Source organism: Paenibacillus sp. PAMC21692, from assembly GCF_014303795.1.
Taxonomy (GTDB): Bacteria; Bacillota; Bacilli; order Paenibacillales; family Paenibacillaceae; genus Pristimantibacillus; species Pristimantibacillus agaridevorans.
Genome location: NZ_CP060293.1, coordinates 3,596,149 through 3,609,489 on the forward strand (window position 1 = coordinate 3,596,149; position 13,341 = coordinate 3,609,489).

Sequence of the window (13,341 nt, forward strand, 5' to 3'; positions counted from 1 at the left end):
GACAGCCCGTCAAGTGTGGAAGCATGAATCCCTGGCACTGCGATCATTAGCTGTAGTTAACAACGTCATGTTCGGTCGCATCCGGGTCCGGTTGATAGGCATCCGGTTTGGCAATGCCTGGTCCTGCCATCGTCATATTGACGTTCAAAACTTCCAATTGAGGCTGTTGCCAGGTTTTCTTAGCTTGATTCATGAGATCACCTCCTTTCAAGCGCAGTAGTGTTCGTTCTCGGGCGCTATGCGTTGCGCTTAAGAAAGCGACGGAAGATAAGCGCCCTCATCAGAATACGGAATTCCGTATCGAACACGATTTCCGGCCTGGGTACGTTGCCGACGGAGGCAAGAGCTTTGCCCAGAGATTCGCGGTTGAGCAATTCGGATATGTCCGGATCGTCGATCGTTTCCCTGAATTCATGGAGAAGCTCATTCCAGCGAGGCGTCATTCGGTGTAGACCGTCTGCGCCTTGAATGCCGCGCACACGTTGATTGAGCCGGATCGTATCTGGCAAATAGCCTTGCGTTGCCCTTCGGATCAAAGACCGCCCGTAGCCGTTTTGCACATATTGATTTTCCGGAACGGACAAGCAGAATCGGATGACGCGCAGATCATTGGAGGCGTCCCGCTCCCACATCGAATGGCTCAGCGACTGCTTGCAGCCGGCCGTGCCGGTAATTGTCCAGGAGTACAGTTTCTCGAAATGTTTTCTCCTGACATCGTAGACATTCTGAGAAGGATCGCCCCAGAAATCGTAGCCGTATTCCTCAAGCCTCTCGTATACTTTCGTGCGCCTTGCGAATTCGGGATGAATCAGTTCCGGCAGAACAGGTTCGTTTCGATAAGCGGACATCAACCGGGCAAGAGCGGGGAACGCCTTGCGGCCAATCGTGTTTCGGAGCCTGATGCGGTTCGCGTTTATATTGACACTGTATTGATTGAATTCCCGATACAAGGTCCAAAGCTTGAACTTGCGCAGCAGGGCGGCCTGATAATCCTGGGCGGGTCCCCACGAGATGGTCCAGTTGCCGCGGCTGCCCGTCAACAAAACGCCGGCTCCGGCTTCGCTTGCCTTTTTATATATCCCCTTCATCCAATAGGAGTTCTCATAAAACTTGTAAGGCGTCTCCATTAAATCCAACCAATCGTCGATTTCCGAAAGCGGGTTATGCTCCGCAAAATCAAAATATTGGTCATGGATATTGCCGACGTATTGAACGGTGTCTTGAATATGCTCTTTTTCGTTAGCAACCCGGCTTCGCGGCGTCCAGTCGGCAAAGCTGTCGACCGGCACGTAACTAAACGTATGGAGGAGCTTGTTCTGCGTCCGGAGTTCGCGGGCAGCGAAGCTGACGACCGAACCCGAGTCCAGACCGCCGCTCAGATTGGCGCCTACCTCGCGATATGTGCGAATTCTGGAAGAGACGGCCTTTCGGAATACATCCCGGAACGCTTCTTCGTATTCGCCGTTGGAGCGCAGCTTGATTTTCTCCATGGGAGCAATCGTACAATACCTGCTAAAGGAGAGATGTCCTTCGCGAAGCGTGAAACTGTGGGCGGGGGGCAGTTGTCTAATCGTTTTATATACGGTTGAAGAGACATCGACCGCCTCGGTCGTGATCGGAATTGCCAGAAACTCGGATAACCATAGTTCGTTAAGTCCGCGCTCTACGCCAGGCAGCGACAGCAGCGGCGCAATCGTCGTGCTAAATGCCGCGAATTCACCCGTGGTCGTGTAATAAAGCGTACGATTGCCGGAGAAGTCGCGCGCGCCGAACAAAGTGCGTTTTCTGGCATCCCAGATCATAAACGCGAAATCGCCAACAAGGTGCTCGGGACTTTCGTTGCCCCACTTCTCATAAGCAAGCAGCAACAGGCGGCTGTCTGTCATGGCAGCCCGATCCGAAGCAGGAATATGCAGAAGATCAAACAATTCCGTGCGGTTATCAATAATTGCGTCGGCCGTAATGGCGAGGCCGGATGCTTCATCCCAAGATGGAAGCCGCTCCGACAGCGATTCCGGAGTAATCCATTGGCCGTGGCAGCCAAGGAAGACGTCATTTTGCTGCCACATGCCGACATAATCGGCCGGAAATTTCGCGAAGCCATCCATCACGCGAGGACCGTATTCAACAGCCAAGGGCTGCCCGTTCAAACTGCAAATGCTACTGATTGCGCTCATAAGGCCTCCATGTTGTTCTTGTTATAGAACAGTCAGACGAATAAGTGAACATCCCGTAAATATAAGGATATATCAATTGTTTATTTCAAATTAATTCGTTCTGAAAATCGTATAAAGCACGTTTTGTTCTTTATTGAGAACTCGAGATAAGGTTATCATCAACGTTATTCGTTGTCAACAGTTCCATGCAGATTTTAAGGGGAAATCTTGGAACCGAGAAGGGCATTGACAGTCTGGAAGATCGAATGATAAAATTTTTACGGTTGTTCTTTATAAAGAACGAATGGAAATAGAGGTGCTTGCATTGCATACAGCTTCGGAATTGTTTATGCAGGGAGAACCCGCGTTCTCGCTTTCCTCGTTCCTGCCTATTGTAAGGCTGGAAAGCGGGAGGTGCGTCGAGGGAGGGAACGCCGAAGGAGCTTTGTCCGTGTTGTGGCCGGATCGGAGCCTGGCTTTTTACTTTAACGAAACGGGGAGCCGCATCTGGGGACTCTTAAGGGAATCGGTCACGGTCGGCGAAGTTGTCAACGCGCTTCTGATTGAGTATGATATTGATCGAACGACATGCGAGTCCGAAGTATTCGGCTTTCTCGCTAAGCTGTCCGGGGAGCGCTTGATTCAATTCGGCCTATCCTTCTAGGACGCAGGGAGGTGCTCAAGCGGCTGAGTGATCTTATAATCGTGCTGATTGCCTTAATTGGCATGTCGGCGCTCTTCTACTTATTATTGATTATGCCGACGCAATGGCTCAAAATCGAACGCGTCGCTCATCCAATTGGCCTGGGAAAACGTTTTTTGCAGATCAGCGATCTTCACGTCGATATGCTTCGAATTGGACCTGATAAGCTGGAAGCCGTCGTCCGGGCGGAGAAGCCGGATTATATCGTGCTTACCGGTGATTATACATACAGACGGGAGTATTTGCCCAGGCTGGCTCTATATTTGAAAGCCATTACTGCGGCCGGGGTCCCTGTCTATGCCGTGCTCGGCAATCATGATTACCAGCAGCCGCGCCCTCGGGAGATGTTGACTCTGTTCCGGGAGCAAGGCATTGCGATATTAAGGAACGGCAGCGTGTCGCTTCCCGAGTTTACATTGATTGGCATTGACAATTACAGTACGGGGCATAGCCGAATATCGGAGGCGTTCCTGAACATTGAGCGGAGCAAACCCGCGATCGTCATTACCCATGACCCTAATGTCGTATTAAAAATTCGGCAAAATTATGATTATTTGATGGCAGGACATTTCCATGGCAAGCAGTTCAATATTCCTTATTTCTTTAAGTTGAAGCCGAAGGGTCCGTTGTCTCAGCGGGGCATCTACCGAGGCCTTCATAGAAGCGAACAAGGAGCTTATTTTATTTCGAAGGGAATCGGTCAAGCCGGCGTAAACGCAAGGTTTATGGTGCGGAGCGAGGTGACGGTTCACGAACTTTGAAAAACGGCGCCCGTAATGGCAGCCGGCTTATGCCGGCTGCCATTACGGGCGCTCTTTAAAAACGTAAAGGGCTTACGGCTCGTCATGCACCTCGGGAACGCCAGCCCGATAATCGTCCTCGCCGGGATACTCCCGCGGCAGATCCTTGTGCAGCGACTTGTTCTCATAGCCGTAAGCGCTCTGTTTATGCTGCCCCATCCGCCAAGGCGAGCTTTTGCCAAGGGATTCTCTAAGCAAGTCCGAGCCGTAGGGTCCTTCGGGAAACTCCTCCGCGAACAGATCATTTTCATGAGATTGTTCGGTCAATAGCTCATCGTGATAATCGCGGTCGTCATAATCACCGTGAAACACTGGCTGTTTCCTCCCTGAATAAAAAGTCATGGTTGTACATTAATAACGTACCCCGATTAATCGGTAAAATTCACCGTGCCAACGACAAAATATAAAAATTGCCTCAGCTCATCGGCTTCTTCCTCCGTCAGATTGAAGACATGTTCCAAATAACCTTCCTCTTCGAGATCGTCCGGACCGATGATGGCCGTTTTGCCGAACTGCAGATCCGTTACAAGCTTCTTGCCATAGAAGCGATTGGTCGACAAGATGGCGAGGTCGAACCGCTTTAGGCCGGGCGTAATAAAAGTGACGAATCTGGTAGACGTATCCTCCATGGAATCCGACAAAAAATCATAATTGGGCAGCTGCATAAAAATCCCTCCGTTAATGGATGCTGGTAGTCATTATACCCTACTCCTCGGAAAGCCGGCAGTACGAATTTATAGAGGTTGTTCAAAATCTGCTTGTAAATCTCTTGATGATATGGTAGCATGTAACCAATCGAATAGACGAACGGACTGTGTGATAACGAGGAAGCACCTCTTTTGCCATAATGGCGGAAGAGGTGCTTTTTTTGTTCAAATATAGGAAAGTATATGATTTCGCCATACTTTCTCTATATTTCTCGGAATGAAACGCGCCGCGCCGCCAAAGGACGGCGTAGCCGTTTCACCTTGTTCTCCACGGTACGTTGTCGTTATTCGCTACCAATGATGAGGTGAAAGGTGAGTGACGTATGCAAATCGTATTCATGAACACATTCGAGAAATCGGCGGGGGATGCGGGGATCGAAAGCGCAAGGCTGTTCATTGGGGAGGATCAGGGCAGGTGGTCCGTCGAATGGAGGGAGGATGCTGAAGAAGGGGAACGGATGGCGGTCTGGTTCGAGGGCACGTCATGGGAAGAGATGATGATTGCTTTCCGGCTTGGCATCGCCCGGATGATGGGAGCTGGTTTTATGCCCATTATTGACGGCATGCTGGAGAGTCCTCGCGCGGGTAACGGCGGCTACTTGACGATGCTGCAATGTTATGGAGAGCTGCATGCCGACCAGGAACTGTTCCAAAGCCTTCGCGAATGGCGCAGAAAGGCGGCGGGGGCGGAGAAGAAGTCCGCCTACCTTGTGGCGACAAACCGGATGCTGTGGATGATCAGCGCATTCGTGCCTCAATCGGACGAGGAGCTGCGTCAAATTCCGGGCTGGGGCCAGGTCAAGCATGCCGCATACGGCGCAGATGTGTTAGCCGTTACAGCGGGCGCTTCGCGCACGACGACCTTCCCTCTTGATTGGGTGGCGGAACGGCTGGATCCTGACGTGTTCGCCACATGGCAATGCAAGCAGAAGGAAAATAAATATAAGCTGCTGATGGACCACCAGCAAGAGAAGAAACAAATATTGGGCGTTCTTCAGCAAGGCGGACAACTAAGCCAGTTGGAAGAACAATTGTCGCTGTCCAGGCGGGAGCTGCTCATTCGAATCGAAGGATTGGAGGCGGAAGGGTACGATGTCGAGCCGTTTGTGGAACGCGAGCTTAGCGAAGTGCCTGAATCAGAGAGGCAGATGATTTGGGAAGCGATGTCTTCAATGGGCGACCGTTATCTTAAGCCCGTGCTTGAGCAAGTATACGGACAGCAGGAGGAAGGGAAGTCCGGCCGTCAGGTCGAGCAGCTCTACGAACGTCTTCGTCTGATGCGAATTCGTTATCGCCGACAAGCCGGCAGCAAGGCTGTATGAAATAATCAACCTCACAGTGCAGGACCAACGGGCTTAGGTCTTAAGGAGCGTATCGCCATTTAATAGTATACTTGTCCTAGTGATTCGAGTATAATAAGTCTCAAAAAGACAAATTGCGAATTTTGTCGAGAAAAAAGGAGCGCTTCCCTGTTATGAAGGCAGAGTATATAAACCCGTTTCTTGAATCTGCAAAAATCGTAATCGAGCAAGTCGTGCAAATTCGGCCTGCGACAGGACAGCTAGGTCTCAAGGACATTAAGTTTGTTGAGAATTATATCTGGATTCAGATCGGTCTCAATGGGCAGATGAAGGGCGATATTGTATTCGGACTAAGCGAACAGGTAGCACTCAAGATGGTGTCGGCTATGATGGGGGGCTTCGTGATTGCTGAGCTTGACGAGATATCCCGCAGCGCAATCTCCGAGCTGGGCAACATGATCAGCGGCAACGCCAGTACGATGTTGTACAATCAGGGTGTTAAGGTTGACATTACGCCGCCAAAGGTCATCCATTCCGCACAGGCAGCCGGCTTTAACGCCAAGCAGGCACTGACGATTCCGCTAATCATGGAAGGAATCGGCGAGCTGGACATTCAAGTCCTCATCGCTTCATAATCGCAAGAAAGCTCCCGAGGGAGCTTTTTTTTGCTTCCGGGGTGAGAGTGAAGTAAACTTATGGATAATAGAGGTTGTTCTAAAAAGTGAATGCAACCCATTCGGAGTGGTGATAAGAGATGCTGAAGGGGAAAATCGTGCTTATATCGGGAGCATCCAGCGGTATCGGGGCCCTTACTGCCGGCTTGATCGCACGCAGAGGAGGCATTCCTGTACTGACAGGGCGCAATGAAGCCAGGTTGGCCAGGACGGCTGGGGCAATCGGAGGCCAGAGCTCTTACTTCGTCATGGATGTGACCGATATGAAGCAAGTAGAGGATGTAGTAGAGAAAGTCATCCGTCAATACGGTAGAATTGATATTCTGCTGAACAACGCCGGCTATGGTCAATTCGAGAGATTCGAGGATATGTCCGTGGAAAGCTTCGAATCGATGATGGATACGAATTATATGGGCGTTGTGCGCTGCACAAAAGCCGTGCTTCCTCACATGCGCAAGCAGGGCGGAGGACATATCGTTAATATCGCTTCCATGGCGGGCAAGATCGGATCGGCGAAGTCGACGAGCTACACCGCGACGAAACATGCCTTGCTTGGCTTTACAAATTCGCTGCGGATGGAGCTGCGGAGCGAAGGGATTGTCGTGTCGGCCGTGAATCCGGGACCTATCGACACGGAATTTTTTGCTATTGCCGATCCATCCGGCTCCTATACTAAAAATATTGGCTGGTTCATGATGAAGCCGTCTTATGTGGCCAAGGCAATCGTCCGTGTCATGGAGAGACGAAAGGCGGAGCTGGACCTGCCGCATGCCGCTTCGGTTGGAATCAAACTATATGGATTAATGCCGCGGGTCGCGGATCGGCTGTTCGGCGGACTGCTTAATCGAAAATAAAGGAAGCTACAAGAGGGGCTAACAAGAAATGGAAAATAGCAAAACATGGGTAGAACTTGGCTTAAACGAAAAGCTGGCAAAGCTGTTGGCGGAACGCGGACTGGCGGCGCCTACTGACGTGCAGGCGGATACGATTCCGGCCCTGCTTCAGGGGAGGGATGTATCTGCCCGCTCGCAGACGGGAACGGGCAAGACGCTGGCGTTCCTGCTTCCGATGTTGCAGCGAATCGATGCGGAACTGGGCCATATTCAAGGCATCGTCATCTCGCCGACTCAGGAACTGGCGATGCAGATCGTCCGCGTAGCGGAAGTGTATGCTGAGCCGCTGGGCATTCGCGTTCAACAGCTTATTGGAGGAGCCGCGATGAAGCGCCAGGTGGAGAAGCTTAAGTTGCGTCCCCAGCTTGTCATCGGAACTCCGGGACGTATTCACGAGCTGCTGAAGAACAAAAAGCTGAAGCTGAATGAGATCCGTCTCGCCGTTGTTGACGAAGCGGATCAATCCTTTCAGCTGGGCTCCGAGAAGGATCTGGAGACGGTGCTGTTTGCCATGGGCAAGAATCGTCAGATTGCATTTTTCTCTGCCACGTATCCGGAGGAGATGGCCAGATACGAGGGGCGCTGGATGAAGGAGCCTGTCCGCTTCCAGCTCGCGATGGAGCATCGCGTATCGTCGACAATCGAGAACTTGTACGTCGTGAGCGACCGTCGAGATAAAACAGACACAACGCGGCGTCTTATCCGGCTGCTTAATCCAGCTTCCGCGCTGCTGTTCCTAAATGATACAAATGAGATCGGGAACTGGGAATCCAAGCTGAAATACGAAGGATTCGCCGTAGAAACATTGTATGGCGACTCCGACAAGCAGCGCCGCGCGGCAACGCTGGCCAGGTTCCGGGAAGGAACATGCCAGTTGCTGCTGGCAACGGACGTCGCCGCGAGGGGGCTCGACATCGAGGGACTTCCGCTTGTGCTGCAGCTGGATCCCGCCGTGGATGCGGATCATTATGTGCATCGTGCAGGACGTACGGGAAGAATGGGCAAGCGGGGGACGGTCATTACGATCGTGACGCCGCAGGAGTTGTTCATCATGGAGAAGTTCCGCAAGTCGCTGGGGATCGATCTCTCGGAGCGATCGATGTACAGGGGCAAGCTGCTGTCCGATGAGCAGCTTCGTGAAGCGACTCGACCAAGATCGCTCCGGAACGGGAGCAAGCAGGGCAGCGCGGGAAGCGAGCCGGCCGAGCAGGCGGGAGAGCGGGGCAACGTCAGCGGCAGCGGCAGCCGTGCGGCAATCTCGGCTGCCGCAGGTAAACAATCGGGACGCTCCGAAGCGGGCGGGCGGTCCGATCGGCCTGGAGGTTCAAGCCGCGAGTCCGCAAGTTCGCGGACGGGTTCCAAGCCGGCACCAAGCAGGACTCAATCCCCCGGAAATAGAGCGGAGAAATCTGCGATGAATCCGGCTGCGAAGCCTGCTGCCAAGCCTGTCACGAAGGCTCAAGCCAAGGAGCAGAAGAAACGCGAAGGCAAAAATAAAGGCGCTCCGAAGTGGTTAAAAGAGAAACGGGATTCGGCGAAAAAACAATAAAAAAATTTGGCACCCGCCTCTATATTGCTTTCGGTAGGGTAAGCAAAATGAAGCATAAAAGTATGCATCAATGAGCCGAACTGGTGCTGATTCGCCGAATGAAGCCTAAAAGTATGCTTCAATGAATCTAACAGACACCAGCGACGCTATTTGTCCGTTTTTTAACCTCAAACAAATCTAACGGACAGAAAGTACACTTTGGGTCATAATGGAGCCAATATGCACGATGATGATGCCAATAAGGTCGACTATGTCCGTTAAATTTTCGAAAACCAATAAAAGCGAACAATAACGACATTTCTGAGGCTGTCTATTAATTGTGCAAAGGTGAAATTGCGGGCGAGTGTCCAGAAAGAAATGAACGGGAGCAACCGTAACGGAAATGAAAGGCGTTATTTCGGCAAAAAGCGGCACTTCGCAAATCTAATGGAACTGACAGCCCTTATGATGGGCAAAAGCTCGCGATTTGCCTGGATTTCTCACGAATAACGTCGCAGAGTTCCGTTAGATTTTATTATCACGCCAAACGTTCCATATAAGGGCCCTCATTTCCGTAAACAGGTTGCCGGCGATTGATTGCAGCTTCATTTCCGGTTTTGCACACAATGAATCGACAGCCTCTTTCTGTCCGTTAGGCTGTCTGTGACTGGACATTTTGGTTTTCGAAAAATCACCCGTTTGGGTGATTTTGCTCTTTTGTTTTCTTGAACTAAATAATGCGTCGTCTAATCAAACGGATGCGAATCGCAGGTGCGAAAATGTAGTGAAAAGTGGCTTTAAAATGCGTATGGAGATTGTCCCCAAAGACCGTTTTTGGTCACAAAGCAGGCTGCCCAGCATACCCGACATAAAATTATTTTTAATAGCCACCCCCCTTAAACGGACTTCCCCATGCGAAAGGTATGGGCGAAGGAATAAAGCGGCATGTCCCGCTAACGTTTAAAGGAGAGTGGCTATTATGACGAAAAAGACTTTATGGAAAAAGACGGCGGTTACCGCAACTGCGGTGCTGATGCTGGCAAGCGGCGCGACGTCCGCATTCGCGCAATCGAACGATTATGATAATGGCAAGAATAACGGAAAAGGCAAAAACTGGGATCAGCACGACAAGAATAACAAATACGACAGGGACGATGACAAAGACGAAGACGACGACGATGACAAGTGGGACAAAAACAAAGGCTGGGGTGACAACGACAACAAATATAAAGTCAAGTGGAACTTCGAGGATGAAGACCAGCTGGAGTGGGCGCTCGAATACATTATGCGTCTCGCGGCGAAAGGCGTGTTCACGGGTTACGAGGATGGCACGTTCAAGCCGAAGCAGCATATCTCCCGCATTGAGACGCTGACGGCTGCCGTCAGGCTGATGGGGCTGCGCGCGCAAGCGGAATCCGCAGAGGAAATGGGTACGGAGCTGAACTTCAAGGATGCGGACAAGCTGAAGAAAAAATATCCTTGGGCAGTCGGTTACGTTTCCGTAGCACTGGAAAATGACTTGTTCGCCGAAACCGAGACAGAGATTAAACCGGAGCAAAACGCTACACGGTTATGGTCGACGATCTTGTTGATCAAATCGCTTAAGCTGGAGGAAGAAGCGAAAGCTCTGAACAACACGAAGCTGGATTTCAAGGACGCGAAGGAAATTCCGGCAGGCTCTGTCGGCTACGTAGCGCTTGCCTTGCAGAAGGGCATCATTACGGGTTATGAGGACAAACATGGCAATAAGACGTTCCGTCCGAACCAGCCCGTGACGCGCGCCGAGCTGGCGGCGCTGCTCGACCGTACAGACAACGAGATGCCGGATCACGACGCACGCGCCATTCAAGGTACGCTGAAGTCTGCAGCCAATGGTGCTCTGACGATCGTTCAATCCGATAATACCGAATTGGCGCTTGCCGTTGATCCTACGGTCTTTATCTTCCGCGATGACAAGAAAGCGACGATCGCCGATCTGAAAGCCGGAGACAAGCTGTTCATCCGTACTTACCAGAACAAGGTCGTGTTTATCGAAGTTACGGAGAAGGCGCCGGTATCTACGGCGTTTACGGAGCTTGGCGTCATCAACACGCTGAATTTCAACGCTCAGGCGAAGCTGGCTACGATTACGGTTACTCGCACGGAGTCCAACAATTCGACGACTACGCTCATCTATAACGTGGATGCCAACGTATCCGTCGTAGGCGACGCCACCAAGCTGAAGATCGGCCAACTGGTCGAAGTCAAAGGCGAAAACGGCACCGTCAAAACGATAACGATCAAATAATAATGCAATCATTGTCCGGCAATACGCCGGTCATAAGCTGAGGCTGTCCCATCGGGCAGCCTCTTTTCTATTTTTGAAATTTGCCTCCAACTTCGGTATGCTGATAGATAGTAACCATGCAGGGTAATTAAGGAAAGCCGTGGAGAGGATGCTCGATGTTATGAACAAAATGGACAAAGTGTTGCAAGTAAGCGGCTTGACCGGCGGGTATAGTCCAAAGAGGCCGGTGCTTCATGAAATTGAATTCGACATCAGGCCGGGCGAGATGGTGGGGCTGATCGGTCTCAACGGAGCGGGCAAAAGCACGACGATCAAACATATTCTGGGGCTGCTTACTCCGCAGCAGGGCGAGGTGGAGGTAGCGGGCGTGAGGCTGGCGCAGCATCCCGAGAAATATCGATCGGCGTTCGCATACGTGCCGGAATCCCCGGTGCTGTTCGACGAACTGACGGTGGAGGAACATCTCCGACTCGCCGGGATGGCTTACGGCGTGCCCGGACAAGACTATGAGACACGCGCCGAGGAGCTGCTTATCGAGTTCCAGATGGTGCCGAAGCGCCGTGCATTCGCCGCTCATCTCTCCAAGGGAATGCGGCAGAAGGTGATGATCATGAGCGCGCTGCTGGCTTCGCCGCCTTTGTATATTATCGACGAACCCTTTTTGGGACTGGACCCGCTTGGCATTCGGTCGCTGTTGGATAGACTGGTTGAGGTAAAGCGCAGCGGGGCTGCCATTTTGATGAGCTCGCATATTCTGTCCACGGTGGAAGCCTATTGCGATTCCTTTATCGTCATGCATCAGGGACGTATCGCCGCACAAGGCAAGCTGGAGAATATTCGGTCCGCTGCGGGCTTTCAAGAAGGGACGGGGTCGCTGGAGGATGCGTTCTACCGGCTCGTTGCAGGAGGGGAGAGCTGATGGCGGAGGCTGGAGCCCGGCTTGCGATGACTTGGAGCGAACGTGCCCGCGCGTTCCGCAAGGAGATTTTTCCTTATTTGCGTTATATGGCGCAGAGCGGCTTTCCCGCTTTCCTATCTTTATTGTTCATTGCTTCTGCCATCGGATATTTTGGTCTGATTCGGGACGTGCCGCCAGACTTCCCCTTAATAGAAGTTGGCGTCGTCTTCCTGACGCCCGTACTCTGCTGGAGTCCTCTTCGAACTTGGCTTGCCCCGGCGGATGTTGTTTATTTGATGCCGAGAGAGCATGAGATGAATGTATATCTAAATCGATCCTTGCGCTATTCGGTCATCTGGAGCAGTATTCTGTCCGCGGCCGTATTTTTGCTTTATGTGCCGGTCTACCAGCGCGGAGGCGGCGGGAACGATGTCTGGCTGTTGGCCGTGGCTCTGCTGCTCTTGAAAGGAGCCGGACATTACGGGGCTTGGCGTGAACGGCGAATGTCATGGGGGGCTGCCCGGATTTTCTTTCGGCTTGGCCGTTGGCTGCTGACGGCAGGCGTCATCGGAGCCTGGCTCGTCTATCCGGAATGGCAGGCAGCCTTGTTTATGTTTATTTGCATGGCGCTGCTCGCTGTCGCATATCGTCTGCCGCGCAATCAGCGTTTCCCATGGGAACGGCTCATCCGGGAGGAAGAAAGGACGCGGAAGCGGTATTATTCGGCCTTCGGCATGTTTATCGATGTCCCTGTCGTCTCTGCGAGCATCGCCCGCAGGCCTTATCTGTCCTGGCTATTGCCGCGGATCCGCTACGGGCAGAACCATGCATATGTGTATTTGTACGCGGCATCGCTTATACGCACGGAGATCGGAGGCATCCTGATCCGTCTATTGCTGCTTGGCGGACTGGTATCCTATTGGGCTGCAGACGCCGCGACGCTGGAAGGATGGGGCGCTGCGATCTCCTATGCCATCTTCGCATTCGTTATGACGCTACAGCTTGGAGGTCTGCGTTATGTGAACCGTTACACGGTTTGGAAAAACATTTATCCGCTCCCTTTGGAAGGCCAGCGAGAGCAATTCGCCAGATTGGATAGGGCAGCATTGCTGACGGGACTCTCCATCCTGTGGTTGCCCGCGTCGCTGCCGCTGCTTATCGGCGGTTATTACGTTGCGCCGATCGCCATTGCCGCAGCGATGTTGATCTATGTTCTTGCGATCCGTCCGGCGCGCATGCGGAGAAAGCTCCTGCTTGAGGCGGAGGAGGATTAACGAACAAAAAAACTCGAACAACCATTCACAGACTTGGCCCGCAACCCCGCCAGTTCCCTACGGAACCGCCATCTGTAAAAGATCCGCTTGCGATCGCAAGCGCCGGGACAGGTTCGTCGA

General features: G+C 52.2%; 13 protein-coding genes. 9 read left to right on the top strand and 4 right to left on the bottom strand.

The window, feature by feature from the left end; all coding sequences use genetic code 11:
• Nucleotides 1-46: 46 nt before the first annotated feature.
• Complete coding sequence (locus H7F31_RS14160) at nt 47-193, bottom strand: paeninodin family lasso peptide (RefSeq protein ID WP_187104703.1); 147 nt, start codon at nt 191-193, stop codon at nt 47-49.
• Between the two features lie 43 nt (nt 194-236).
• On the bottom strand, nt 237-2,177 hold the full coding sequence (locus H7F31_RS14165; protein ID WP_187104704.1) for an asparagine synthase-related protein: 1,941 nt from the start codon (nt 2,175-2,177) through the stop codon (nt 237-239).
• Between the two features lie 304 nt (nt 2,178-2,481).
• On the opposite strand from H7F31_RS14165, the gene H7F31_RS14170 reads away from it, so the two are divergent.
• Together H7F31_RS14170 and H7F31_RS14175 are read left to right on the top strand one after the other, a co-directional pair.
• Nucleotides 2,482-2,820 (top strand): PqqD family peptide modification chaperone, encoded by a 339-nt coding sequence (locus tag H7F31_RS14170; protein WP_187104705.1) that lies wholly within the window; start codon nt 2,482-2,484, stop codon nt 2,818-2,820.
• Nucleotides 2,821-2,831: 11 nt separating this feature from the next.
• Nucleotides 2,832-3,620, top strand: coding sequence for a metallophosphoesterase (locus H7F31_RS14175; RefSeq protein ID WP_261800418.1), 789 nt, complete (start codon nt 2,832-2,834; stop codon nt 3,618-3,620).
• 72 nt (nt 3,621-3,692) lie between these two features.
• On the opposite strand, the gene H7F31_RS14180 is transcribed toward H7F31_RS14175, so the two are convergent.
• The gene (locus tag H7F31_RS14180) at nt 3,693-3,971 is read right to left on the bottom strand and encodes a hypothetical protein (RefSeq protein WP_187104706.1); all 279 of its coding nucleotides are present in this window, start codon (nt 3,969-3,971) and stop codon (nt 3,693-3,695) included.
• A 56-nt stretch (nt 3,972-4,027) separates the two neighbouring features.
• On the bottom strand, nt 4,028-4,324 hold the full coding sequence (locus tag H7F31_RS14185) for a DUF3055 domain-containing protein (RefSeq protein ID WP_187104707.1): 297 nt from the start codon (nt 4,322-4,324) through the stop codon (nt 4,028-4,030).
• Nucleotides 4,325-4,689: 365 nt separating this feature from the next.
• Here H7F31_RS14185 and H7F31_RS14190 point away from each other — a divergent pair, with 365 nt between their 5' ends.
• From H7F31_RS14190 to H7F31_RS14220, 7 genes are all read left to right on the top strand, one after another.
• Nucleotides 4,690-5,688: an HRDC domain-containing protein gene (locus H7F31_RS14190; protein ID WP_187104708.1), complete on the top strand. Its 999-nt coding sequence runs from the start codon at nt 4,690-4,692 to the stop codon at nt 5,686-5,688.
• A 152-nt stretch (nt 5,689-5,840) separates the two neighbouring features.
• Entirely contained in the window at nt 5,841-6,302 is a 462-nt protein-coding gene (locus H7F31_RS14195; RefSeq protein WP_187104709.1) for a chemotaxis protein CheX, read from the top strand.
• Between the two features lie 119 nt (nt 6,303-6,421).
• Nucleotides 6,422-7,195 carry an SDR family NAD(P)-dependent oxidoreductase gene (locus H7F31_RS14200; RefSeq protein WP_187104710.1) on the top strand — a complete coding sequence of 258 codons (774 nt, stop codon included), beginning with the start codon at nt 6,422-6,424 and terminating at the stop codon, nt 7,193-7,195.
• A gap of 28 nt (nt 7,196-7,223) precedes the next feature.
• Nucleotides 7,224-8,783 (top strand): DEAD/DEAH box helicase, encoded by a 1,560-nt coding sequence (locus H7F31_RS14205; RefSeq protein ID WP_187104711.1) that lies wholly within the window; start codon nt 7,224-7,226, stop codon nt 8,781-8,783.
• Between the two features lie 958 nt (nt 8,784-9,741).
• Nucleotides 9,742-11,049: an S-layer homology domain-containing protein gene (locus tag H7F31_RS14210; protein WP_187104712.1), complete on the top strand. Its 1,308-nt coding sequence runs from the start codon at nt 9,742-9,744 to the stop codon at nt 11,047-11,049.
• A gap of 169 nt (nt 11,050-11,218) precedes the next feature.
• Complete coding sequence (locus H7F31_RS14215) at nt 11,219-11,968, top strand: ABC transporter ATP-binding protein (protein ID WP_187105351.1); 750 nt, start codon at nt 11,219-11,221, stop codon at nt 11,966-11,968.
• Nucleotides 11,968-13,221: an ABC transporter permease gene (locus H7F31_RS14220; RefSeq protein WP_187104713.1), complete on the top strand. Its 1,254-nt coding sequence runs from the start codon at nt 11,968-11,970 to the stop codon at nt 13,219-13,221. Before H7F31_RS14215 ends, H7F31_RS14220 begins: the two co-directional genes overlap by 1 nt.
• The last annotated feature ends 120 nt before the right edge of the window (nt 13,222-13,341 follow it).